Genomic DNA, 20,587 nt, shown 5'->3' with positions numbered 1-20,587 from the left:
GCTTTCCCCTTACCACTGCGGGCTCTCTAAGGAGTGGACATCGCAACCGGGTGGACCTGCCTTGAGAGGGCCGGCCAGTCCGGGCTCCGCGGCGACGTGGAATTAATGTATACAGTTTTCAGGGCACGGATTCACAGGGTTTTCCCGGTATCGTGTAAAAAAATATTGCATCGTCGCATCGCAGACAAGACCCCGGTCAACCAGCCGGCGCTCAAGAGCCCCGGTAGGTCGCGTAGGTCCAGGGCGTCACCAGCAAGGGGACGTGGTAATGGCCCTGCGCGTCGGAGATGCCAAAATCAATAGGCACGACATCGACAAAGGCAGGCTCGGGCAGCACGACGCCACGGGCGCGAAAGTACGCCGCCACCTCGAACAGCAGGCGATAACGCCCGATCGCCATGGCGCCGGCGTCCAGCAACGGCCCGCCATCGTTGCGGCCATCGGCATTCAGGGTGAGGGTTTTGAGGGTCTCGAAGCTTGCGCCTGCAAGGCGCTGCAGCGTCACTTTCATGCCAGCAGCGGGGCAACCGTTCATGGTGTCGAGCACGTGGGTACTGAGATGGCCCATAAAAATTCTCCTTTTTAAAACACAACGAAACTGACACGACCTCCGAACATCGGGGTCTAGCAATGATAAAAACTTGTTTTACTGGAGTAAAGTGTATACACTTTGAAAATCACAATGAATACGCAATCACAAAAATCCATGAAACGTCTTAACCATCTTCAGGTTGTCGGCGCCAAGGAAGCGGCTGTGTCACCGGGCTCGACGCAACGCATCGTGGAGTCCATCACCGCTGCCATCGTTGAGCGCCGGCTGATGCCGGGCACCAAGCTCACCGAACAAAAAATCGCTGACATTTTTGATGTCTCGCGCACCATCGTGCGCCAGGCGCTGAATCAGCTCAGCCGCGAGCATCTGGTGGTTCTGGAGGCGGCACGAGGCGCGTCCGTCGCCATGCCCAGCATCGAGGAAGCCCGCCAGGTGTTTGAGGTTCGCGCCATGATCGAATCGGCGATGGTGCGCCAGCTCTGCGCACAAATCACCGATGTACAAATCGCGCAACTGCGCGCCCACCTGCGCAACGAGCAGGAAGCCGTCAAGCGCACCGATGTTTCGGGCCGCACGCGGTTGCTGGCCGACTTTCACGTGCTGCTCGCACGCCTGCTGGGCAATGAGGTGTTGGCCCAGTTGCTGGCCGACCTGCTCAGCCGCTCGTCGCTGATCTCGCTGATGTACCAGTCCGCCCATTCGGCGGTGCATTCCCAGGACGAGCACCTGCACATCGTGGATGCGCTCGAAAAACGCGATGCGCGTACGGCGGTTCGGCTGATGGAGCACCACATTACCAATGTCGAACGCAACCTGCGGCTCAACCCCAATTCCACAGACCTTGCCGATGCACTTCGGCCTCTTTGATTGACCTTTGCATGAATGTTGACACCCCCCTTCTTCGCGCTTACCCGCGCGACCTGGCCGGCTACGGCCGTAATCCGCCGCATGCCAACTGGCCGGGCCGCGCCCGCATTGCGGTGCAGTTCGTGCTGAATTACGAAGAAGGCGGCGAGAACTCGGTGCTGCACGGCGACGCTGGCAGCGAGCAGTTTTTGTCCGAAATGGCCAGCCCGCCGGCCTACCCCGAGCGCCACCTGAGCATGGAAGGCATCTACGAATACGGCGCGCGCGCCGGCGTGTGGCGCTTGCTGCGCGAGTTTGAAAAGCGTGGCTTGCCGCTGACGGTATTCGGCGTTGGAATGGCGCTGGAGCGTTGCCCCGAAGTAGCGGCGGCCTTTCAGGAACTCGGCCATGAAATCGCCTGCCACGGCTGGCGCTGGATCAATTACCAGGGGATTGACGAGGCGACCGAGCGCGAACATATGGCACAAGGCATGGCGGCCATAGCACGCCTGACCGGCCAGCGGCCGTTGGGCTGGTACACCGGCCGCGACAGCCCGAACACGCGCCGGCTGGTGGCCGATTACGGTGGTTTCGAGTACGACAGCGACTATTACGGGGACGACCTGCCCTTCTGGCTCCAGGTCGAGAAAACCGACGGCTCGCTAGCGCCGCAGCTCGTCGTTCCCTATACGCTGGACACCAACGACATGCGCTTTGCGCTGCCGCAGGGCTTTTCGCAGGGCGACGATTTCTTCACCTACCTGCGCGACAGCTTTGACGTGCTGTATGCCGAAGGCGACGAGCATCCGGCGATGCTGAGCATCGGCATGCACTGCCGCATCCTGGGCCGCCCGGGCCGGATGCGTGCACTGCAGCGCTTTCTGGACCACATTGAAAAGCACGACCGCGTCTGGGTCGCCCGGCGTATCGACATAGCGCGCCACTGGAAAGCGGCGCATCCCTTCAACCCTGAGAACGCCTTTGTCTGGCCCGCCTGCAAATGATTACCCTCGAACAACTCAACACGGCCTCGCAGGCCGAATTCGTCCAGCTCCTGGACGGCACCTACGAACATTCACCATGGATTGCGGCGCAGGCCTGGGCGCAGCGCCCGTTCGCCAGCCTGGCCCAGCTCAAGCTGGCGCTGGCCGAAGGCGTGCGCAGCGCCGACCGGGCTGCGCAGCTGGCCCTGATCCGCGCCCACCCGGAACTCGCCGGCAAGGCCATGGTCAGTCAGACCCTGACTCCCGAATCGACGAACGAGCAGGGCAAGGCCGGCCTGACCGACTGCACGCCCGAAGAATTCGCGCGCATCCAGCAGCTCAATGCCGACTACAACGCCCGCTTCAGCTTTCCGTTTACCTTGGCAGTGCGCGGCCCGCGCGGCCAGGGCCTGCCCAAGGCTGAGATCATCGCCACCTTTGCGCGCCGGCTGGACAACCATCCCGACTTTGAACTGGCCGAGTGCCTGCGCAACATTCACCGTATTGCCGAACTCCGCCTGAACGACAAGTTCGGCCACTCGCCCGACCTGGGCAACCTAGTCTGGGACTGGGCCGAGCGCCTGAGCACAAACACCGACCCCGGTTACGCCGAACGCGGCGAACTCACCGTGACCTACCTGACCGACGCCCACCGCGCCTGCGCCCAGCGACTGTCGCATTGGATGCGAGAGGACTGCGGCTTCGATGAAGTGTCGATTGATGCGGTCGGCAACGTGGTTGGCATCTACCACGGCAGCGACCCGCAGGCCACGCGCCTGCTGACCGGCTCGCACTATGACACGGTGCGCAACGGCGGCAAGTACGATGGCCGCCTGGGCATCTTCGTGCCGATGGCCTGCGTGCGCGAGTTGCACCGCCAGGGCCGGCGCCTGCCGTTCGGCTTCGAGGTCGTCGGCTTTGCCGAAGAGGAAGGCCAGCGCTACAAGGCGACCTTCCTGGGCTCGGGCGCGCTCACCGGCCATTTCGACGCGGCCTGGCTAGACCAGCAGGACACCGACGGCATTACGATGCGCGAGGCCATCAACCATGCCGGGCTGTGCATTGACGACATCCCTAAGCTGCAGCGCGACCCTGCCCGTTACCTCGGTTTTGTCGAGGTGCATATCGAGCAAGGCCCGGTCCTCAACGAGGTTGATCTGCCGCTGGGCATCGTGACCTCCATCAACGGCAGCGTGCGTTTCGTGGGTGAAATCATCGGCATGGCCAGCCACGCCGGCACCACGCCCATGGACCGGCGCCGCGACGCGGCCACCGCCGCCGCCGAGCTGGCACTGTATGTCGAGCAACGCGGCGCCAGCGTGCCGCACCTGGTGGCTACCGTCGGCATGCTGGAGGTGCCCAATGGCTCGATCAACGTCGTGCCGGGCCGCTGCAAATTCAGCCTGGACATTCGCGCCACCACCAATGAGGTGCGCGACGCCTGCTCCGCCGACATTCGCAACGCGCTCAAAGACCTCTGCGAGCGGCGCGGCGTGCACTACAAGCTGGAAGAGACCATGCGCGCCGCCGCCGCGCCCAGCGCACCCGAATGGCAGCAGCGCTGGGAGCGTGCCGTCGAGACCCTGGGCCTGCCGGTGTTCCGCATGCCCAGCGGCGCCGGCCACGACGCCATGAAGCTGCACGAAATCATGCCGCAGGCGATGCTGTTTGTGCGCGGGCTGAACGCCGGCATCAGCCACAACCCGCTGGAATCGATCACCAACGACGACACCGACCTGTGCGTGCGCGCCTTCCAGAACCTGCTTGAACAACTTGCCACCGAATGACCATGACCAATACCCAAATCAATACCAACCACAATACGGCGATTGACGCCTGGATCGACGCGCACTTTGACGAAGAAGTCCAGTTCCTGCAGCAACTGGTGCGCGTGCCGACCGACACACCGCCCGGCAACAACGCGCCGCACGCCGAGCGCACCGCTGAATTGCTCCAGGGTTTCGGCTTTGAAGTTGAAAAGCATCCGGTCCCGGCCCAGGAGGTCAAGGACTACGGCATGGAGTCGATCACCAACCTGGTCGTTCGGCGCCACTATGGCGAAGGCCGCACCATCGCGCTGAATGCGCATGGCGACGTGGTGCCCCCTGGCGACGGCTGGACGCACGACCCGTACGGCGCAGAGGTCGTCGATGGCAAGCTCTACGGCCGCGCCTCGGCGGTCAGCAAAAGCGACTTTGCCACCTACACCTTTGCCGTTCGCGCCCTCGAAGCGCTGGGCTTGCCGTTGAAAGGCGGCGTCGAGTTGCTGTTCACCTACGACGAAGAATTTGGCGGCGAACTCGGCCCCGGCTGGTTGCTGCGCAACAAGCTGACACAACCCGACTTCCTGATTGCCGCCGGCTTTGCCTACCAGATCATCACCGCGCACAACGGCTGCCTGCAAATGGAAGTCACCGTCCACGGCAAGATGGCGCACGCGGCCATTCCCCACACCGGCATCGATGCGCTGCAGGGCGCCACTGCCATCCTGAACGCGCTGTACCAGCAAAACCAGCTGTACCAGTCGGTCACCTCAGACTTTGAGGGCATCGAGCATCCTTACCTCAATGTCGGCCGCATCGAAGGCGGCACGAACACCAACGTAGTGCCCGGCAAGGTCGTCATCAAGCTGGACCGCCGCATGATTCCCGAGGAGAACCCGGCTGAAGTCGAAGCCACCGTGCGCCGCGTGATTGCCGAAGCAGCCTCCACCATGCCCGGCATCACGGTCGACATCAAGCGCCTGCTGATGGCCGAGGCGTGGAAGCCAGACTCACGCAATGCCGAGCTGGTGCAAGCGCTGCAAAAGCATGGCGAGCAGGTGATGGGCGAGCCGGTGCCCACTTGCGGCACACCGCTGTACACCGATGTCCGCCTGTTCGGCGCGGCCGGCGTGCCTTCGGCCATCTATGGCGCCGGTCCGCGCACGGTGTTTGAAAGCAACGCCAAGCGCGCCGACGAACATCTGGTGCTCGAAGACCTGCGCCGCGCCACCAAGGTGGTGGCACGCGCGCTGCTTGAAATGCTGAAATAAGCCTTATTGAGTCGGCGGCTTGGCCGCGCCAGCGTCGGCCGATTTTTCAACTTCAATCTAAAGAAGTATTCATGCCATTCATTCGCACCTGTGTTCACAAGGACACGCCTGCCGCCCAGCGACAAAGCATCGTCGACGGTATTCACCAAGCGCTGGTGGACAGCATCGGCATGCCCGCCGACGAGCTGTTCAACCTCGTGACCGACTACGATGCGCAGCAGTTTTTCTACAGCCGCACGTTCAATGGCGTTGCCCGCTCTGACGCCGTGGTGGTGATTGATATCACCCTGCGCCGTGGCCGCAGTGACGCCATGAAGCGCGCGCTTTATGCCGGCATTGCGCAAAATCTTGAAAAAAATGCCGGCGTGGCGCCCAGCGACGTGTTCATTTTCATGCATGAAAACGATTACTCTGACTGGTCCGTCGGCGGCGGAAAATTCGCCATGGCGATTGTTCAGCAGGTGGGTATCTGACCTTACCGCTGCGCTCAAGGCAGACGCTGGCAAGCTGCCGGGCGTCATAAACCAGCATTGCATGGCTTGCAAAGAATCTGCAAAACAACAGATTCAGCCGCCGCCAGCCGTGGCTGTCATTCACTCTGGCAGCCACTGACCCCCATTCAAACCCCCAGGAGGATACCCATGACCGCAACAACCGCCGCCCACAGCTTGACCCACCACCCCGAAGAAGCCGCCGTGCGCGTGCCGCTCGAACACTACCTGCAGGGCCACGCGACCGATGACGCCGCCCACATGCGCCAGGCGTTCATGGTCTCGGCCCACATAGAAAGCGTGCGCGAAGGTCCGCTGACTTCCTGGACGATGGAGGAATACTGCCTGCGCTTCAAGGGCACGCCGGCCGCCGACGAAGCCACGCGACGCCGCACAATTGACGCCATCGACATTGGCGGCACCGCTGCCAGCGCCAGGATTACGCTGGTGCATGGCGCAGTCACTTTTATCGACTATTTCTTGCTGCTCAAGACCGCGCAAGGCTGGAAAATCGCCAACAAGGCATTTCACGCGCAGGCGAGCTGATCGCACGTGGCCTGCAGCCGCCCTGTGTGCGCCGAGATGCCGATCCGGCAAGCGGCGTTTGAACCGTAACTGACTTACGTTGGCCTTGCAATGGAACGCCGCAAGCGGCGGGCAATATACCCGCCATGATTAAATGAGTAAATACAGAATTAGAAATGAATACTATTATGAGTAACTATAACGAAGTATCAGCGAGAAACACGATAAATGCTCCAAAAGGCATAGGCCCATATTCACAAGCCGTAGCCTTCTCTCACTACAATAATATTTCAGCTCAATTACCAATCGACCCAAAAACTGGTGAAATCGTAACTGGTGATGTAAAAGAGCAAGCTAAACAGTGCTTCGAAAATATCAAGGCGATCGTAGAAAATATCGGCCATGTTATGGATGATATTATTAGAATAACTGTATTTGTTAAAAATATCTCGGATATTGACGCTGTAGACGGAGTTTTTACAACGTTTTTCTCAAGTTATGTTCCTACACGGACGACAATGGCAGTTGCAGCTTTACCTATGAATGCCTTGGTGCAAATTGAAGCGCTTATGTCACATGGTGAAGGCACCATACCAAATGCACCACAGGCAGGTGATCTGATAAAAGTTGCAAGAAATACAGATAATGCACCAAAAAGTTTTTTATCCACACAATCTGTAGCCTTTTCTCATTACAACAATATTTCAGCCCAATTACCTATCGATCCAAAATCCGGCAAAATAGTGGCTGGTGGTGTGAAGGAGCAGGCGAATCAATGCTTGAACAACATCAAAGCCATTTTGGAGAGTATTGACCATGTTATGAACGACATTGTCAGAATAACTATATTTGTTAAAAACATCTCAGATATTGAAGGCGCAAAAAATGTTTATACGACATTTTTCCCAAGCTACGTTCCTGCCCTGACAGCAATTGCAGTTACAGCTTTACCTCTGGATGCTTTAGTACAAATTGAAGCTGTTGTGTCACACGGAGATGGTACGCCCCCACAAGCTCCAGAAGACGCGCGTAACATCGTCATTAAAGCAAATAATACGGGTAATGCGCCAAAAGGTCCGTACTCACAAACTGTAGCTTTTTCTCATTACAATCATATTTCAGCACAATTGCCATTAGATCCAAAAACTGGTGAAATGGTAAATGGCTGCGTAAAAGAACAGGTCGGACAGTGCTTACACAATATAAAAGCAATTGTAGAAAGTGTTGGCCACGTTATGCGTGATGTGGTTAAAGTTAATATTTTTCTTAAAAACATCGAAGATATTTATGCTGTTGACGAAGTTTACACAGCATTCTTTCCGGGCGGTGTCCCTGCACGAAGAACAATTGGGGTATTAGCCTTACCTAGAGATGCTTTAGTCCAAATCGATGCAGTTGTATCAAACGTTGAAGGAACACCTTCACAAGCATAAGTTCTTTTCGCGTTGATTGTTGGCAGTGCTAAGGAAGGTCTTATATATGGACTATAAGGACTTTCCTTTATTTGGAAGCACCGACTCTGCCGTCTGTGATCGTGTAGCAATCACAGACGGAAAAAGATTTTTCGCTTACAAACCAAGCATTTTCAGCCTTTGTCTTTGAGTAGAGGAGGTGTGGATGGCGTATCTATAAACGGACACTGATTCCGCACAATTACATGGCGCCGGCCCTGATGAAAGTCGCGCACCAAGGGCTCCAATCGTCCCTCGGCAAAGCTTGAGGGCACTTTGCTTCGATTGCCCTTACCTTGCCATCCATATAAACGAGCACTCCCCGGCGCAGCTAGGCAACGTAAGTTCGGAGGTAAGTGCGATAAAGGAGTACGTTCTTACCGAGGATTATCTCGTCTTATACTTGAAAGAACGAAGGTGATGAGCTTGGGCGAGAAGTTGCAAAAGCCGTAGTAGCCCAGGTAGCGGGGCCGCTGAGACCAAAAGCGAACGGCCAAGGGCCGAATGAGAGCAAGTGGTTCCTAAGAACATGTTGATGTCAAAGACCATGCGTCAGATGCCAGCGCGAGCTCGGCGGACGAGAGTAGCATGCGGTGAATACGCACGTGATCTCGTCAGCGACGAAGCCTGCGGCCCGCGCCATGAACACTGAGGCACAGGGTCAAAGTTGCCAACGGTCAGAACCACATCCATGCTAAAGGTGGTCCTGACATGAGAGAGGCTCGCATGACCTCAAGCTCTCGAACCACCCGATGCGAACCCGCATGCCGGGTGGTATGGCAGGGGCGCAGCTTACGCTAGCTGCCCCCTATGCCAATGTCATCAAGGATTTTGTTAAAGCGTCAGCTGCCCCGGTAGGTCGAGCAGCTCCAGGGCGTGCACAACATAGGTACGTGGTAATGCTGCTTGGCATCGAAAATTGCAAAGCGCAAGGGCACGATGAGATCGACGAACATCGGGGCTGCCAGGCGCGCGTCCGAGCGTTCATAGAAGTCGGCGATGTGGAAGTTCAGCTCGTATTCACCAACCGCTGCTGCCTCGGCCGTGAGTACCGGCTGGTCGGTTCGGCCGTCGGCGTTGGTGGTCATGCTCTTGACCATTTTCCAACTACCGTCCTTGTCACGCATCGAGAAGTCGATGCGCATGCCGACGCCAGGGCGACCGGTAAGACTGTCGAGCACATGGGTTGAAATGCCTGCCATTGGGTTTTCTCCTGATTTCCTGAATTGGGGGGTGGTTTCAACTGCCGCGGTAATAGGAATAACCCCAGGGCGAGAACAGCGCCGCCAGATGCACGCGCTGGGCGGCATCCTGGATCACGAAGCGCAGCGGCACCTTCGAGAGGAAGGCCGGATTCGGCAGTTTGGCCCCCATCTGCGCAAAGTATTCGTCCAGATGCACCAGCACCTCGTAGCGGCCGGTGCGGTAGCTGTCGCCGATCAACAGGGGTTCGGCGGGGCGTCCACCGGCGTTCGCACGCACGGTCTTCAACAGCTGCCAGCGTTCGCCGTCGAAGCGCGACAGGTCGAGCTTCAAGCCCGCGCCCGTCGCGCCATGGTAGGTGTCGATCGCATGCACAGTCAGCCGCGGCGAGACGCCGGCCTGCGAATTGGGCGCTGCCGTCAGTCCAGCAGGCGCCGTCGCGGGCGCGTCCGCCGCCGTGGCGAACGGCGACGCGAGGGCGGCGCCCCCCATCAGCAAGCCCGCGCGCAGGATGCCGCGTCGCGGCATCCGATCAAGTTGCAAAGAAGTGGTTTCGTCATTCATCTTGTCTCCTTCAATGGGAAAAAGCCGTTCGGCTTTCATGCAGACACCTTGGCCTGCACTCGCAGCCGCGTGATGGTGCCGATTTGCGACAGGGCCTCGTTCAGCTCGGTGTCGCTGTCCCTCTCGATCCGTTCGCCCAGTTGCTCGAAGATCTCGCGCTTGCTGTAGCGCCGCACGGCGACGATAAACGGAAAGCCGTGGCGGTCGAGGTAGCGGGCGTTGAGCTCGCGCAACTCGCCGATCTCGCCTTTGCTCAGGGCATTGAGACCGGCGCTGGCCTGCTCGCCGACCGATTCGGTCGTCATCGTGCCCGCCTCCGCTTCCTTGCCGGCGAGTTCCGGGTGGCCGCACAGAAAGGCGATCTGCGTGGCGCGCGGCGCGCTCCGCACCACGCCGATCATGGCGCCATGCAAGACGTCGATGCTGGCGAACGGCCGTGCCGCCCATGCACCCTCGGCCACCCAGGGCGAATGCTCGAAAGTGCTGCCGAACTCGGCAACAAAGTCGTCCAAGTCAAGGGCATTGATGGTGTTGAGGTTGATCTTGAGCGCCTGTGTCGTGTCAGTCTCAGGCGCTTGCCTACTGCGGCACCAGCCCGGAAGCCTTTACCAGTTCGGCATGCACCTTGAGCTCTTGCGAAATCGTGGACTTGAACTGCTCGGGCGTGGTGGGCGCGACGTCCATTCCGGCCTCGCGCAACTGGACCTTCACGTCCTCGCGCGCCAGGATCGCGTGGACCTGGCGGTTCAGCTGGTCCACGATGGAGCGCGGCGTGCGTGCTGGAGCCAGCAAGCCTATCCAGGTCACCATGGTCATGTTGTCGATGCCGCTCTCGCGCATGGTCGGTACATCGCTGATTAGGTCCGAGCGCTTGTCTCCCATGATGGCCAAGGCCGACAGCTTGCCGGACTTGATGTGCGGCAGGGCCTCGGGCAATGGGGCGAACAGCAGATCCACATTGCCGCCCAGCATGTCGTTGATGGCCAGTGCGCCGCCCTTGTAGGGGATGTGCGTCATACGCACCTTCATGCGCGTCTCGAACATCAGCGCCGCCAGGTGTTGCGGGCTGCCGTCGCCGGACGAAGCGTAGGTTAGGCTGTCCGGCTTGGCCTTGGCTGCCGCCAGCACGGCGCCGGCGTTCGGAAACTTTTGCTTGTCCTTGACCACCAGCACCATGGACTGGTTCGCCAGCTTGGTGATGGGCGCGAAGTCGGCCTCGGGGTCGTACGACATCTCCTTGAAGATGCTCTTGTTCGTGGTCAGGAAGGACGCCGGGGACACCATCAGCGTGTAGCCGTCCGGCGCCGCCTTGGCCACTACTGGCAGGCCTATGCGCCCTGAGGCGCCGGCCCTGTTATCCACGATGAAGGGCTGGCCCACCTCGGCGGCCAGCCGCTGGCCAACCAGGCGCGCGATCATGTCCACGCCACCGCCGGCCGGCAGGGCCACCACCACCTTCACGGGACGGTCGGGATACTTGTCCTGAGCCGCCGCCGGGACGGCCATCGCCAGCAGGGCGAATGCACAGCCCAGACCGTAGAGCTTGCGTTGAATATTCATCTTGAAAAACTCCATCGTGATGCTTGCAGTGCTCATGTTTGTCTCCATTGATGGTTTTTGACTGACAGGCCTTGAAAAACCTGCATCTCCCGCGTCGTTGCCTGGGCACAAGCACAATGCGAAAGGTAGGCCTAGTCTAAGAACAAGCCTTCAATTTTGTGAACGCCTGCTGTTATGAACTTCATAGCGGAATCGAATACCATCACGGCCATGACCAAGGGGATTGATCCATGAGCCGACCTGCCGATCCGGTGGACAGTTACCTGCTGCGCGTGCTGGTCACACTGGTCAGTGAGCGAAATGTCTCGCGCACTGCCATCCGGCTGAACCAGTCGCAGCCAGCCATCAGCAGCGCGCTAGGGCGTGTTAACTCAAACTTGACAAGCTGAGGGGTTGCTGGAAAACTGTGGGAATGCAACTGACTCGTGAACAATTCGAACTGATCGCACCGTTGTTGCCGCGTCAGCGTGGCAATGTTTTGCTCGACAGCTTTGAGGTGCTCAACGCCATCTTGTACGTCGCGGCCAATGGCTGCAAATGGCGCGCGCTGCCGACGCACTACGGCTGCTGGCACACCATCTACACGCGCATGAGCCGCTGGGCCAGGGCTGGCGTGCTCAGCACGGTGTTCGAGAAACTCCAGCGCGAGCGCCTGATGCATGTGCGCATTGAAGCGGTCAGCTTGGACTCGACCATCATCAAGGTGCATCCGGACGGCACGGGTGCGCAAAAAAAAAACGGTCCCCAGGCCATTGGCAAGAGCCGGGGCGGCTGGAGCACCAAACTTCATCTGGTTGCCGCAGGTGCCTGCGACGTTATCACGTGGAGCTTGACGCCGGGGCAGCACGGCGATGCGCCTGAAGGGCGCAGGCTGATCGAGGCCATGGGCGGGCCGCAGGAGGCCGGCGAAGTCGCCTTGCTGATGGACAGTGCCTATGAGGGCGACGCCACGCGCGAGCTGGCCAGGCAGCTGGGTTTCGTGCCGGTGGTGCCCCCGAACCCGAAGCGGCGCGAGCCCTGGGAGCTGCACAAGGCGCTTTACCGCCGGCGCAATGAGGTCGAGCGCATGTTTCGCCGGCTCAAGGCCTGGCGTCGAGTGTTCACTCGCTACGACAAGCTTGACGTGATGTTTGCTGCCTTTATTACCGTTGCACTCATTGCCGAGGTGCTTCGATAGCGTTAACACGCCCTAAAACGCTTGCGCGAAATATTTGGCGACCCGCTGGTCCTGAAAGAAGTTGCGCACACGCTCGGGTGAGCGTTCCAGCATGGCCATGTGGTCATTGGCCGCATCGCGCAGCTTGGCTTTGGTTCGCGCTGGCACCCGTTTTCCCATGGCCTGTTTTCATCTTGTCTCCTTCAATAGGAAAAAGCCGTTCGGCTTTCATGCAGACACCTTGGCCTGCACTCGCAGCCGCGTGATGGTGCCGATTTGCGACAGGGCCTCGTTCAGCTCGGTGTCGCTGTCCCTCTCGATCCGTTCGCCCAGTTGCTCGAAGATCTCGCGCTTGCTGTAGCGCCGCACGGCGACGATAAACGGAAAGCCGTGGCGGTCGAGGTAGCGGGCGTTGAGCTCGCGCAACTCGCCGATCTCGCCTTTGCTCAGGGCATTGAGACCGGCGCTGGCCTGCTCGCCGACCGATTCGGTCGTCATCGTGCCTGCTTCCGCCTCCTTGCCAGCGAGTTCGGGGTGCCCGCACAGAAAGGCGATCTGCGTGGCGCGCGGCGCGCTTCGCACCACGCCGATCATGGCGCCATGCAAGACGTCGATGCTGGCGAACGGCCGTGCCGCCCAGGCACCCTCGGCCACCCAGGGCGAATGCTCGAAAATGCTGCCGAACTCGGCAATAAAGTCGTCCAAGTCAAGGGCATTGATGGCGTTGAGGTTCAGGTCCGGCGCTAATGTCGCTTCAGTCATGTTTGTTTTTCCAGTTTTGATCCGGGTTCAGTGAAAGGTCGCCTTGGTGGTCGCGGACGTTTTTGGAATGCGCGGCACGAACATCAGGATGAGCAGCGTGGCGCAGATCTCGAACGCGGCCACAACATACAAGCCGGATGTCAGCTGACCGGTAGAGGTCTTGATGACGCCCAGCATCCATGGCGCGCCAAAACCGGCCAGGTTGGCGACAGAGTTGATCAGTGCCACGCCGCCCGCCGCCGCCGCGCCGGACAAGAAACGGTTGGGCATTTGCCAGAACACCGGGATGGCGCTCATAGTGCCGACGATGGCCAGCGTCAACATCACCAGGGTCAACAGCGGGCTGGTCTTGAGCAGCAAAGCGATCACCAGCAGCGACACCGAGCCCAGTGCAGCGGCCAGGCCGCAGTGGTAACGTGCCTCCTGATACTTGTCGGAATGAAAACCGTTCAGAATCATGCCGGCGGCACCGCACAGGTAGGCCGCAGCCATGATCCAGCCGACAGCCATGGGGCTGGTGAAGCCGACTTCCTTGACCAGCGTCGGGCCATAGAAGGTCAGCGACGAGTTCGCGGCGATGATGCAGAAGTAGATCAGAATCATCAGCCAAATCTTGCCGTCCTTCAGCGAGGCCAGCAGGCTGTGCTCCCGATGGCCAAGCGATGCCGCGTCGCGGGCTAGGTCGGCATGCACCAGATTGCGTTCGCGTTCCGTCAGCCAGTGGGCTTGCTCGGGCTTGTCTGTCAGGTAGAAATAAGTGGCAATGCCCGCTATCACCGAGGGAATGCCTTCGATCAAAAACACCCACTGCCAGCCGGCCCAGCCATTGACGCCATTGAGGTTGGTCATAATGGCACCGGCCAGGGGCCCGCCAATCACGCCAGCAAAGGCCGATGCCGACATGAACATGCCAAAGGCCTTGGCGCGGCGGTCGTTCGGAAACCAGAAGGTCAGGTACAGGATGATGCCAGGGTAGAAGCCCGCCTCAAACACGCCCAGCAGAAAGCGCAAGAAGTAGAACATTCCCGACGTTTTCACGAACATCATGGCAATGCTTGTCAGGCCCCAGCCAATCGTGATACGCATGATGGTTTTCTTGGCACCGATTTTTTGCAGGAGCAAATTGCTGGGCACCTCGAAAAAGAAGTAGCCGAGGAAGAAAATGCCAGCACCCAATCCGTAAATGGCCTCGCTCCATTTGAGGTCGTCAAGCATCGTCAGCTTGACAAAGCCAATGTTGACACGGTCCAGCCAGGCCAGGACCCACAACATCATGAGGAACGGGATCAGCCGCATGAAGATTTTCTTGTAGGCGCCGTCCAGCTCCGTCTTTGCGGGCGCTTGGTCGACTAATAGCGGGATGCTTGCAGTGCTCATGTTTGTCTCCATTGATGGTTTTTGACTGACAGGCCTTGAAAAACCTGCATCTCCCGCGTCGTTGCCTGGGCACAAGCACAATGCGAAAGGTAGGCCTAGTCTAAGAACAAGCCTTCAATTTTGTGAACGCCTGCTGTTATGAACTTCATAGCGGAATCGAATACCATCACGGCCATGACCAAGGGGATTGATCCATGAGCCGACCTGCCGATCCGGTGGACAGTTACCTGCTGCGCGTGCTGGTCACACTGGTCAGTGAGCGAAATGTCTCGCGCACTGCCATCCGGCTGAACCAGTCGCAGCCAGCCATCAGCAGCGCGCTAAAACGCTTGCGCGAAATATTTGGCGACCCGCTGTTAGTGCGGGAAAAAAGGGGAATGGCGCCCACCGACCGTGCGCTGGTGCTCCGCGACCAGGCGCGACGGGCGCTCGGCGAGATTGATGCAATGCTGACCGGCGCCGAACAGTTCGACCCGGCCTGCAGCCAGCAAACCTTTCGCCTCGGATCGCCGGATTTCATGGTGGCCTCTTTTCTTGCAGGCGCTGTCGGTCGTTTTTGCCGGGAAGCGCCCCGTGCCCGTCTAGTGGTGCAACCGCTGGGGGCCGTGTTCGATTACGAACATGCACTGGCTACGGGAGAGCTCGATGTGGTCATTGGCAACTGGCCGCAGCCGCCGCCGCACCTGCATCTGTCTGTGCTGCTGGAAGACGAGGTCGTCTGCCTGATGAGCCGCAATGATCCTCGTGCTCACGGCCTGACGCGCGAACAATACCTGGCAGCACGCCACGTCGTGCCGCTGCCCTATTCGCAGTCCCAGCGGGGCGTGGTAGACACTTACCTAGCCAACCATCGCATGATTCGCGATGCCCGCGTGGTGGTGCCCTACTTCGAACTTGCGCCCCACCTGCTGCTCAATACCGATCTGGTGTTCACCACCGGCCGCCACTTTGCCGAGCACTTCGCACGCACCTTGCCGCTGGCGATTTCAAGCGCGCCCTTTGACTTTCCGCGCATGCGCTTTTACCAGCTCTGGCATGAGCGCTCGCACCACGCACCAGCCCACCGCTGGTTCCGCAAGCTGTTATCGGACGCGGCCGGCCGCGTGACGCAGAGCCTATCCGACCAGCTTGTGTCGCTGGCGACCGAAGTCGCCCCCAACGAATAAACCCGTTCTCGGATTTTGGCGTTCAGTGGCTCCGGCGCGCTACCGCCTCGTGCAACACCGCCATGGCTTCTTCGCCCAGCACGGGCCCATCCACCCGCATGGAAGGCGACGCGCCCGCCACCACATCTGCGCAGCGGATCGGCAGCGACTCGCCACCGAACAGGGCGGTCATTTGCGGGTTGGTGGCGCCATAGACCACCCGAGTCACGCCGGCCCAGAAGAGCGCGCCACTGCACATGGCGCAAGGCTCGCCGCTGGCGTACACGGTACTACCGCGAACGGATTGTGCGCCCAGGCGGGCGGTGGCTTGGCGCACCGCCACGATCTCGGCATGCGCCGTGCCGTCGCCGCTCGTCACCTGGGCATTGCCAGCCACCTGCAGGATCTCGCCATCGGCTGAAACCAGGGTCGCGCCATACGGCTGATTGCCAGCGTCGAGCGCCTCGCGGGAGGCGGATATCGCCAGGCGCATCGCTCTAAGTTCATCGGGAGCAAGCTGAATCGCAAGGTTGGCGTTGCCGGGGTGGTCGGGACTGGATTGCATGAAAACACTTTCGGTTAAAGCCGCGCCCGCCAGGAACGCACGCTATGGACTCAAACAAGGAACAAGGCGGCGCCGTAGGCATGAGGCAATATCTTGCGAGCCTTTCTTGCGTCAAGGCAACCCACCTTCAAGGCATTTCTACAAAAAGTATGCAAATGAGCAAACAATTGTATACAAATTATCTATTTTCGATGTTTGGGCAGCTACACCGCATAAATGCCATGGGAATTTGGCAGCGCATCAGGCATCTGCTTGTGGTTAAGGTACACACGTTTTCCGAGCCTGAAGGTGCAGCCAGTTGCACAGACGGTCAAGCCGCGCATTGGGCTGCGCCCGCCAGACGCCTGATTTTGTTGAGCCTGCCGACCTACAGCCCTTGGCTCAATCCGATTGAAATGGTCTGGATGGTCGATGTCAACTATCTTGACCGCTCGGCGACAACTATCGTGGCCGGTGGAAGCGGGGAATGAATTGAACTGGTTACGTTGTTGAGCGAGCCTTTCGCGCAGGCGGGGCATGCCCCGCCTGCGCGGCGCGGCGGCGGTAGCTCTCCACATTCATTTCCAAAATGGTGGCGTGATGCACCAGGCGGTCAACTGCGGCCAGCGTCATGGCGGGCTCGACAAATACCTCGCCCCATTGGGAAAATGGCGCGTTGGCGGTGATGGCCAGGCTCTTGCGTTCATAGCGCTCGCATATCAGCTCGAACAGGACCGAGGTTTCAGCCTGGTCGCGCCGCACATAACTCAAATCGTCCAGAATCAGCAAGTCAAAGCGGTCCAGTTTGGCCAGCTCCTGCGGCAGGCGCAAATCACGCCGCGCCGCCTGCAGGCGCTGCACCAAGTCCGAGCAGCGGGTGAACAGCACCCGCCGCCCGGCGTCAATCAACGCGTGCCCCAGCGCACAAACCAAATGGCTTTTGCCGGTGCCCGGCGGGCCAAACAGCAGCACGTTGGCGCCCCGGTCGAGCCACTCGGTGCCCTCGGCGAGCGCCATCACCTGAGCCTTTGACACACTGGGCACGGCCGAGAAGTCAAAGCTGGAGAGTCGCTTGTCCGGGCTCAGGCTTGATTCATTGCGGTGGCGGTCAATGCGCCGGGCCTCGCGCTCATTGATTTCATGCTCCAGCAGCGCTTCGAGCAGCCGGTGCGCCGGCCAGCCCTCGGCGTCCGACTGCGCGCACAGGTCACCGGCCAGGCGCTTGATGGTGGGCAGGCGCAAATCCGTCAGCATCATGCCCAGGCGCGCCGAGGTAGTTGTCGTAATTGACGCCGCGCTCATGCTGACACCTCCAGCAGCGCGTCATAGGACGCCAGCGTGGGCAGCGTCACTGCCACGTCAGGCACTTCGCTTCTGGGCGGCGCCAGCAACGCGGTCAAGGCGTTCAGGTCGGGCAACTGGTTCAGCTCAATCAACTGCTCGAGTTCCTGGGCCAGTTGTGCTTCATGGCCGTCAGCGGCCAGCACCAAGAGGCCCACCATCGTCTTGCACGCTTCGCGTTCGGGCCTCTGGGCTGCCAGGCGCTCCCACGTCTGGCGGTACACCGCGCGCGGGAATGCTGCGTCGCGCAGCACCCAGCGGGCGAATGCGCCGGGTTTGCGTTTCAAGGCGCCCACCAGATGGCGGTAGTCGATACTCCTGCCGTGGCGCTGTCCGTCCTGGGGCGTGGCCCTTGGACGACTGAGCACGCATTGCCCACCCAGCCAGCACTCGATGTGCTGGGCATACTGGCGCACCGTCAAGCGGTGGCCGATGAGCTGGCTCGGCGCGCTGTATTGCGCACCCTTGAGGGTGAAGATGCCGTATTTGCTGACCCTGGCGGGCATCTCCTCAAACTCGGCCGTGCGGCGCACCGGCAGGGGCCTGAGCATGGGGCGCTCGATGGCCAGCAGCTTGGCACAGCGGGTGTTCAAGCGCTGCACGATGGCGGCGACAAACGCCTCGTAGGCGCTGCGGTTGTCAAAGCTGCGGCTGCCGCGCAGTCGCAGCGCCTGGTCCAGCGCGGTCTTCAAAGAGTCGTGGCGCGATTCGATGGAGCCGTTCTCATTGGACTGGCCAGGGTTGCACCGCGTCGCGCGCAGCCCGTAGTGGCGGCACAGCTCGTCGTAGCGCCCGGTCAGCGACTCCTGCTCGGCCAGGTTGTTGAACGCTGCCGACAAGCTGTCGGTGCGGTGCTCTTCGGGCACGCCGCCCAGCGCCCACAGTGCGGCCTGCAGCCCGGTGGACAAGGCGATAAAACTCTCCCCCGAATCGATGACCGTCGCATGGCGCCACCCTGAATAGGCCAGCGCAAACTGGTACAGCCGGTGAGGAAACGCACAGCCCTCAATCTCCACGTTCAGGCCATCGGCCACCGTGAAGTCCGACAGGCCCTGGCGCCCTGGCGGGTGCTCCTGGGCAAAGTAAACCTCACGCTCGGCGCCAAACTGCGCGCGCCACTGGCGCACGCGCCGCTGCAGGGTGCGCAGCACGCTGGTGTCCCACTGGCCCGGGTAGCGGCGCTGAAGTTCTTCGAGCAGCGTGACGGCGTTGAGCTGGGCATCGGCTTGCAGCAGCGGCACGACCTCGCTGTCCCACACCGCTTGCAGCGGGTCTTGCCGGGTGCGCCAGTCGCGGGCGGGGCGCTGGGAAGGCAGGCTTGGCGCGCCTTCGATGCGCCGGGCGCTGCGTTCGCTGATGCCGGCTCTGGCGGCGGCCGCGACTTGGGTGAGCTTGTTGCGGTGTTGCTTGTACTTTTGCACTTGGTGGTCCGTGATGGTCTTGCCGGGCATGCCGCTTACTTTCGATAAATGTCGAAAGGTCTAACGGTAGCCCCGCCTCCCGGACCCGCCCGGCGAAGGCCTCTACCCGGCCAACATAGTTGTCGTCAACCGGCCAAGGTAATTGTCGTCAACCAGTCTGGAGGCACTTCAAACGCGAAGTCACCCACTGCGAACTGTTCAGCTGCATCGAGGCGCGGCTGGAAGTCACAAGAGAGTTTTCGACCGCTATAGCCGCAGACCCGATGGGATGCGGTCCATCATCGGCGCTATTCACATCCCACAGAGGTTATGAAGTTGTACTTAGTATTTCGTTTCATTCAATCAACCGATTTGAGTGAAAACCGCCGGGTTCCTTCGAAATCTCGGCCGGCCCTCGGGATGGCAACGCCCACCACAAGGGAAGCACTGGTGCTGGACGATGAAGATCATGTGATGTTGAAAGAATTGGCCAGTTCGCGGATGGCGGCAAAGCGCGAGGTCGAGCGCGCCAAGATGCTGTTGACATATACAAATAGCAAGCTGCCTACCGAGATTCAGCGCACACTTTGCGGCGTCGCATCCGACTAAAACGCGTTCAGATCCGAAGCCGCTTATATAAACAGACGGCCCCAGCCCTTGAGTGCGTGTGATTCAACGCCAACGCTCTTGAGCGCCTTCCAGACCACCGTGGCAACTGAGTCATAGATGGGAATACCCAGTTCCTGTTCCATCAGGTCCACCAATTGGGCGCCGTGCAGGTTGGTGCACATGATGGTGATGGCATCAGGACCTTGTTTAGCAACTTCACGCAGCATGCGCCGCAGCGTGTCGGGTGGTACTTCGCTGAAGGCGAAATTGACGGTGAGATCAAGGTGCTGCTCGGCGATGCAGTCAATGCCCAATCTGGCGTAGTTAGCAACAATTCTCTGCTGCACCTCCGCGACATAGGGCGAGACCAAGCCCATTGTGCTTGCGCCCTGCGCCGCCAGCAATTCGTTGAGCGCAAGCACCGAGGTGGTCGCCGGGATGCCGGTCACTTCCGTGATGCGTGCACACAGCGCCTCGTCTTTCTCGAATCCGAGCCAACTGGCCGAGGTTCCGCTCCAGCAGATGACATCGACATGGGCATCGGCCAACAAACGGGCCGCTTCCAGGATCTTGCTGTCATCAAATTGACCGAGCGACTGGTCACGCATCGAAATTTCAGTCACGGTGAAGCGTGAGAAGTGTGCCGAGACGCCTGGCAAGCTATTGACCATGGCGCTTGTGAGGGGCTCCAGCGCCGTGTTGGAAGAAGGCGTTAGCACGCCAATAAGTTTTCGATTGGTCATGAGTTTGCTTTCAGATGGATGCCTTGTGGTCTTGTGGCAGTGCGTGTGCGACGAGTCGCTTCTCCCGTGCCGTCAGCCATTTCGCATCCTTGGGATGGTCGGTCAGACAAAAGAATGAGGCGACGCCTGCCAGCACGGTGAACGTGCATTCAGTCAATAACCCGACTGCCAGTTTGACAGACCGCCAACGCCGCCGACCAAGTCGACAACGGCGGCTGACACAGTTATGAGGAAGGTCTCTTTGGTAGGTGTTGCATTCCGGAACGTCTGTCAAAACGATCAGTAAGTCCCGGCCCAGTC

General features: G+C 60.0%; 22 protein-coding genes and 2 pseudogenes. 12 read left to right on the top strand and 12 right to left on the bottom strand.

Going from position 1 to position 20,587, the window contains the following annotated elements; translation table 11 throughout:
* Positions 1-211 precede the first annotated feature (211 nt).
* On the bottom strand, positions 212-568 hold the full coding sequence (uraH, locus tag EC86_RS0121970; protein ID WP_029527994.1) for a hydroxyisourate hydrolase: 357 nt from the start codon (positions 566-568) through the stop codon (positions 212-214).
* Positions 569-706: 138 nt separating this feature from the next.
* Here uraH (EC86_RS0121970) and EC86_RS0121965 point away from each other — a divergent pair, with 138 nt between their 5' ends.
* From EC86_RS0121965 to EC86_RS28030, 7 genes are all read left to right on the top strand, one after another.
* Positions 707-1,420 carry a GntR family transcriptional regulator gene (locus EC86_RS0121965; RefSeq protein ID WP_029527993.1) on the top strand — a complete coding sequence of 238 codons (714 nt, stop codon included), beginning with the start codon at positions 707-709 and terminating at the stop codon, positions 1,418-1,420.
* An 11-nt stretch (positions 1,421-1,431) separates the two neighbouring features.
* The gene (gene puuE / locus EC86_RS0121960) at positions 1,432-2,403 is read left to right on the top strand and encodes an allantoinase PuuE (protein WP_029527992.1); all 972 of its coding nucleotides are present in this window, start codon (positions 1,432-1,434) and stop codon (positions 2,401-2,403) included.
* Complete coding sequence (gene uraD, locus EC86_RS0121955; protein WP_029527991.1) at positions 2,400-4,169, top strand: 2-oxo-4-hydroxy-4-carboxy-5-ureidoimidazoline decarboxylase; 1,770 nt, start codon at positions 2,400-2,402, stop codon at positions 4,167-4,169. Before puuE ends, uraD (EC86_RS0121955) begins: the two co-directional genes overlap by 4 nt.
* 2 nt (positions 4,170-4,171) lie before the next feature.
* Positions 4,172-5,416 carry a M20 family metallopeptidase gene (locus tag EC86_RS0121950; RefSeq protein WP_051676265.1) on the top strand — a complete coding sequence of 415 codons (1,245 nt, stop codon included), beginning with the start codon at positions 4,172-4,174 and terminating at the stop codon, positions 5,414-5,416.
* A gap of 71 nt (positions 5,417-5,487) precedes the next feature.
* Complete coding sequence (locus EC86_RS0121945) at positions 5,488-5,889, top strand: tautomerase family protein (protein WP_029527989.1); 402 nt, start codon at positions 5,488-5,490, stop codon at positions 5,887-5,889.
* A 168-nt stretch (positions 5,890-6,057) separates the two neighbouring features.
* Positions 6,058-6,453, top strand: coding sequence for a nuclear transport factor 2 family protein (locus tag EC86_RS0121940; RefSeq protein WP_029527988.1), 396 nt, complete (start codon positions 6,058-6,060; stop codon positions 6,451-6,453).
* Positions 6,454-6,608: 155 nt separating this feature from the next.
* Positions 6,609-7,865 carry a RidA family protein gene (locus EC86_RS28030; RefSeq protein WP_198026871.1) on the top strand — a complete coding sequence of 419 codons (1,257 nt, stop codon included), beginning with the start codon at positions 6,609-6,611 and terminating at the stop codon, positions 7,863-7,865.
* Between the two features lie 860 nt (positions 7,866-8,725).
* On the opposite strand, the gene uraH (EC86_RS0121930) is transcribed toward EC86_RS28030, so the two are convergent.
* From uraH (EC86_RS0121930) to EC86_RS0121915, 4 genes are all read right to left on the bottom strand, one after another.
* Positions 8,726-9,085 carry a hydroxyisourate hydrolase gene (gene uraH / locus EC86_RS0121930; protein ID WP_029527987.1) on the bottom strand — a complete coding sequence of 120 codons (360 nt, stop codon included), beginning with the start codon at positions 9,083-9,085 and terminating at the stop codon, positions 8,726-8,728.
* Positions 9,086-9,122: 37 nt separating this feature from the next.
* Complete coding sequence (locus EC86_RS0121925) at positions 9,123-9,650, bottom strand: hydroxyisourate hydrolase (protein WP_029527986.1); 528 nt, start codon at positions 9,648-9,650, stop codon at positions 9,123-9,125.
* A 35-nt stretch (positions 9,651-9,685) separates the two neighbouring features.
* Positions 9,686-10,162 (bottom strand): 2-oxo-4-hydroxy-4-carboxy-5-ureidoimidazoline decarboxylase, encoded by a 477-nt coding sequence (gene uraD / locus EC86_RS0121920; protein ID WP_232230003.1) that lies wholly within the window; start codon positions 10,160-10,162, stop codon positions 9,686-9,688.
* Between the two features lie 67 nt (positions 10,163-10,229).
* Positions 10,230-11,246 (bottom strand): Bug family tripartite tricarboxylate transporter substrate binding protein, encoded by a 1,017-nt coding sequence (locus EC86_RS0121915; RefSeq protein ID WP_084181668.1) that lies wholly within the window; start codon positions 11,244-11,246, stop codon positions 10,230-10,232.
* A gap of 194 nt (positions 11,247-11,440) precedes the next feature.
* On the opposite strand from EC86_RS0121915, the pseudogene EC86_RS28025 reads away from it, so the two are divergent.
* A pseudogene (locus EC86_RS28025) lies at positions 11,441-11,584 on the top strand (helix-turn-helix domain-containing protein); the annotation flags it as partial.
* A 38-nt stretch (positions 11,585-11,622) separates the two neighbouring features.
* Entirely contained in the window at positions 11,623-12,387 is a 765-nt protein-coding gene (locus tag EC86_RS29090; RefSeq protein WP_156955432.1) for an IS5 family transposase, read from the top strand.
* Positions 12,388-12,399: 12 nt separating this feature from the next.
* Here the strand turns inward: EC86_RS29090 and EC86_RS29085 are convergent.
* The 3 genes and pseudogenes from EC86_RS29085 to EC86_RS0121885 form a co-directional block, all read right to left on the bottom strand.
* Positions 12,400-12,555, bottom strand: a pseudogene (locus tag EC86_RS29085) (IS630 family transposase); the annotation flags it as partial.
* A gap of 39 nt (positions 12,556-12,594) precedes the next feature.
* Positions 12,595-13,128, bottom strand: a complete 534-nt coding sequence (uraD, locus tag EC86_RS0121890; RefSeq protein ID WP_029527983.1) for a 2-oxo-4-hydroxy-4-carboxy-5-ureidoimidazoline decarboxylase — start codon at positions 13,126-13,128, stop codon at positions 12,595-12,597.
* A gap of 27 nt (positions 13,129-13,155) precedes the next feature.
* Positions 13,156-14,505, bottom strand: coding sequence for an MFS transporter (locus EC86_RS0121885; RefSeq protein ID WP_036773890.1), 1,350 nt, complete (start codon positions 14,503-14,505; stop codon positions 13,156-13,158).
* Between the two features lie 194 nt (positions 14,506-14,699).
* Here EC86_RS0121885 and EC86_RS0121880 point away from each other — a divergent pair, with 194 nt between their 5' ends.
* Complete coding sequence (locus EC86_RS0121880) at positions 14,700-15,671, top strand: LysR family transcriptional regulator (RefSeq protein WP_051676252.1); 972 nt, start codon at positions 14,700-14,702, stop codon at positions 15,669-15,671.
* Between the two features lie 22 nt (positions 15,672-15,693).
* Here the strand turns inward: EC86_RS0121880 and EC86_RS0121875 are convergent, their stop codons facing one another.
* The gene (locus EC86_RS0121875; RefSeq protein WP_084181660.1) at positions 15,694-16,215 is read right to left on the bottom strand and encodes a nucleoside deaminase; all 522 of its coding nucleotides are present in this window, start codon (positions 16,213-16,215) and stop codon (positions 15,694-15,696) included.
* A 44-nt stretch (positions 16,216-16,259) separates the two neighbouring features.
* Between EC86_RS0121875 and EC86_RS0121870 the strand changes: the two genes are divergently transcribed.
* Positions 16,260-16,685, top strand: a complete 426-nt coding sequence (locus EC86_RS0121870; protein ID WP_029527979.1) for a transposase — start codon at positions 16,260-16,262, stop codon at positions 16,683-16,685.
* 10 nt (positions 16,686-16,695) lie between these two features.
* Here the strand turns inward: EC86_RS0121870 and istB are convergent, their stop codons facing one another.
* Entirely contained in the window at positions 16,696-17,496 is an 801-nt protein-coding gene (istB, locus tag EC86_RS0121865) for an IS21-like element helper ATPase IstB (protein ID WP_029527978.1), read from the bottom strand.
* A complete protein-coding gene (gene istA / locus EC86_RS0121860; RefSeq protein WP_029527977.1) occupies positions 17,493-18,986 on the bottom strand; it encodes an IS21 family transposase in 1,494 nt (497 codons plus the stop codon). The genes istB and istA overlap by 4 nt, the downstream gene beginning before the upstream one ends.
* A gap of 369 nt (positions 18,987-19,355) precedes the next feature.
* On the opposite strand from istA, the gene EC86_RS26500 reads away from it, so the two are divergent.
* Positions 19,356-19,544 (top strand): hypothetical protein, encoded by a 189-nt coding sequence (locus tag EC86_RS26500; protein WP_029527976.1) that lies wholly within the window; start codon positions 19,356-19,358, stop codon positions 19,542-19,544.
* A gap of 23 nt (positions 19,545-19,567) precedes the next feature.
* Here the strand turns inward: EC86_RS26500 and EC86_RS0121850 are convergent, their stop codons facing one another.
* Complete coding sequence (locus tag EC86_RS0121850; RefSeq protein WP_029527975.1) at positions 19,568-20,287, bottom strand: maleate cis-trans isomerase family protein; 720 nt, start codon at positions 20,285-20,287, stop codon at positions 19,568-19,570.
* Positions 20,288-20,587 lie beyond the last annotated feature (300 nt).

The sequence above is a fragment of the Polaromonas glacialis genome, assembly GCF_000709345.1.
GTDB classification, from domain to species: domain Bacteria; phylum Pseudomonadota; class Gammaproteobacteria; order Burkholderiales; family Burkholderiaceae_C; genus Polaromonas; species Polaromonas glacialis.
The sequence above is the reverse complement of the archived record's forward strand: the minus strand, read 5'-3'. Positions and strand labels throughout refer to the sequence as shown.

Excerpts from the sequence above, each read along its gene's own strand:
- uraH (WP_029527994.1), bottom strand. The coding sequence starts at position 568 with ATGGGCCATCTCAGTACCCACGTGCTCGACACCATGAACGGTTGCCCC.
- EC86_RS0121965 (WP_029527993.1), top strand. The coding sequence starts at position 707 with ATGAAACGTCTTAACCATCTTCAGGTTGTCGGCGCCAAGGAAGCGGCT.
- puuE (WP_029527992.1), top strand. The coding sequence starts at position 1,432 with ATGAATGTTGACACCCCCCTTCTTCGCGCTTACCCGCGCGACCTGGCC.
- uraD (WP_029527991.1), top strand. The coding sequence starts at position 2,400 with ATGATTACCCTCGAACAACTCAACACGGCCTCGCAGGCCGAATTCGTC.
- EC86_RS0121950 (WP_051676265.1), top strand. The coding sequence starts at position 4,172 with ATGACCAATACCCAAATCAATACCAACCACAATACGGCGATTGACGCC.
- EC86_RS0121945 (WP_029527989.1), top strand. The coding sequence starts at position 5,488 with ATGCCATTCATTCGCACCTGTGTTCACAAGGACACGCCTGCCGCCCAG.
- EC86_RS0121940 (WP_029527988.1), top strand. The coding sequence starts at position 6,058 with ATGACCGCAACAACCGCCGCCCACAGCTTGACCCACCACCCCGAAGAA.
- EC86_RS28030 (WP_198026871.1), top strand. The coding sequence starts at position 6,609 with ATGAATACTATTATGAGTAACTATAACGAAGTATCAGCGAGAAACACG.
- uraH (WP_029527987.1), bottom strand. The coding sequence starts at position 9,085 with ATGGCAGGCATTTCAACCCATGTGCTCGACAGTCTTACCGGTCGCCCT.
- EC86_RS0121925 (WP_029527986.1), bottom strand. The coding sequence starts at position 9,650 with ATGAATGACGAAACCACTTCTTTGCAACTTGATCGGATGCCGCGACGC.
- EC86_RS0121915 (WP_084181668.1), bottom strand. The coding sequence starts at position 11,246 with ATGAGCACTGCAAGCATCACGATGGAGTTTTTCAAGATGAATATTCAA.
- EC86_RS29090 (WP_156955432.1), top strand. The coding sequence starts at position 11,623 with ATGCAACTGACTCGTGAACAATTCGAACTGATCGCACCGTTGTTGCCG.
- uraD (WP_029527983.1), bottom strand. The coding sequence starts at position 13,128 with ATGACTGAAGCGACATTAGCGCCGGACCTGAACCTCAACGCCATCAAT.
- EC86_RS0121885 (WP_036773890.1), bottom strand. The coding sequence starts at position 14,505 with ATGAGCACTGCAAGCATCCCGCTATTAGTCGACCAAGCGCCCGCAAAG.
- EC86_RS0121880 (WP_051676252.1), top strand. The coding sequence starts at position 14,700 with ATGAGCCGACCTGCCGATCCGGTGGACAGTTACCTGCTGCGCGTGCTG.
- EC86_RS0121875 (WP_084181660.1), bottom strand. The coding sequence starts at position 16,215 with ATGCAATCCAGTCCCGACCACCCCGGCAACGCCAACCTTGCGATTCAG.
- EC86_RS0121870 (WP_029527979.1), top strand. The coding sequence starts at position 16,260 with ATGGACTCAAACAAGGAACAAGGCGGCGCCGTAGGCATGAGGCAATAT.
- istB (WP_029527978.1), bottom strand. The coding sequence starts at position 17,496 with ATGAGCGCGGCGTCAATTACGACAACTACCTCGGCGCGCCTGGGCATG.
- istA (WP_029527977.1), bottom strand. The coding sequence starts at position 18,986 with ATGCCCGGCAAGACCATCACGGACCACCAAGTGCAAAAGTACAAGCAA.
- EC86_RS26500 (WP_029527976.1), top strand. The coding sequence starts at position 19,356 with ATGGCAACGCCCACCACAAGGGAAGCACTGGTGCTGGACGATGAAGAT.
- EC86_RS0121850 (WP_029527975.1), bottom strand. The coding sequence starts at position 20,287 with ATGACCAATCGAAAACTTATTGGCGTGCTAACGCCTTCTTCCAACACG.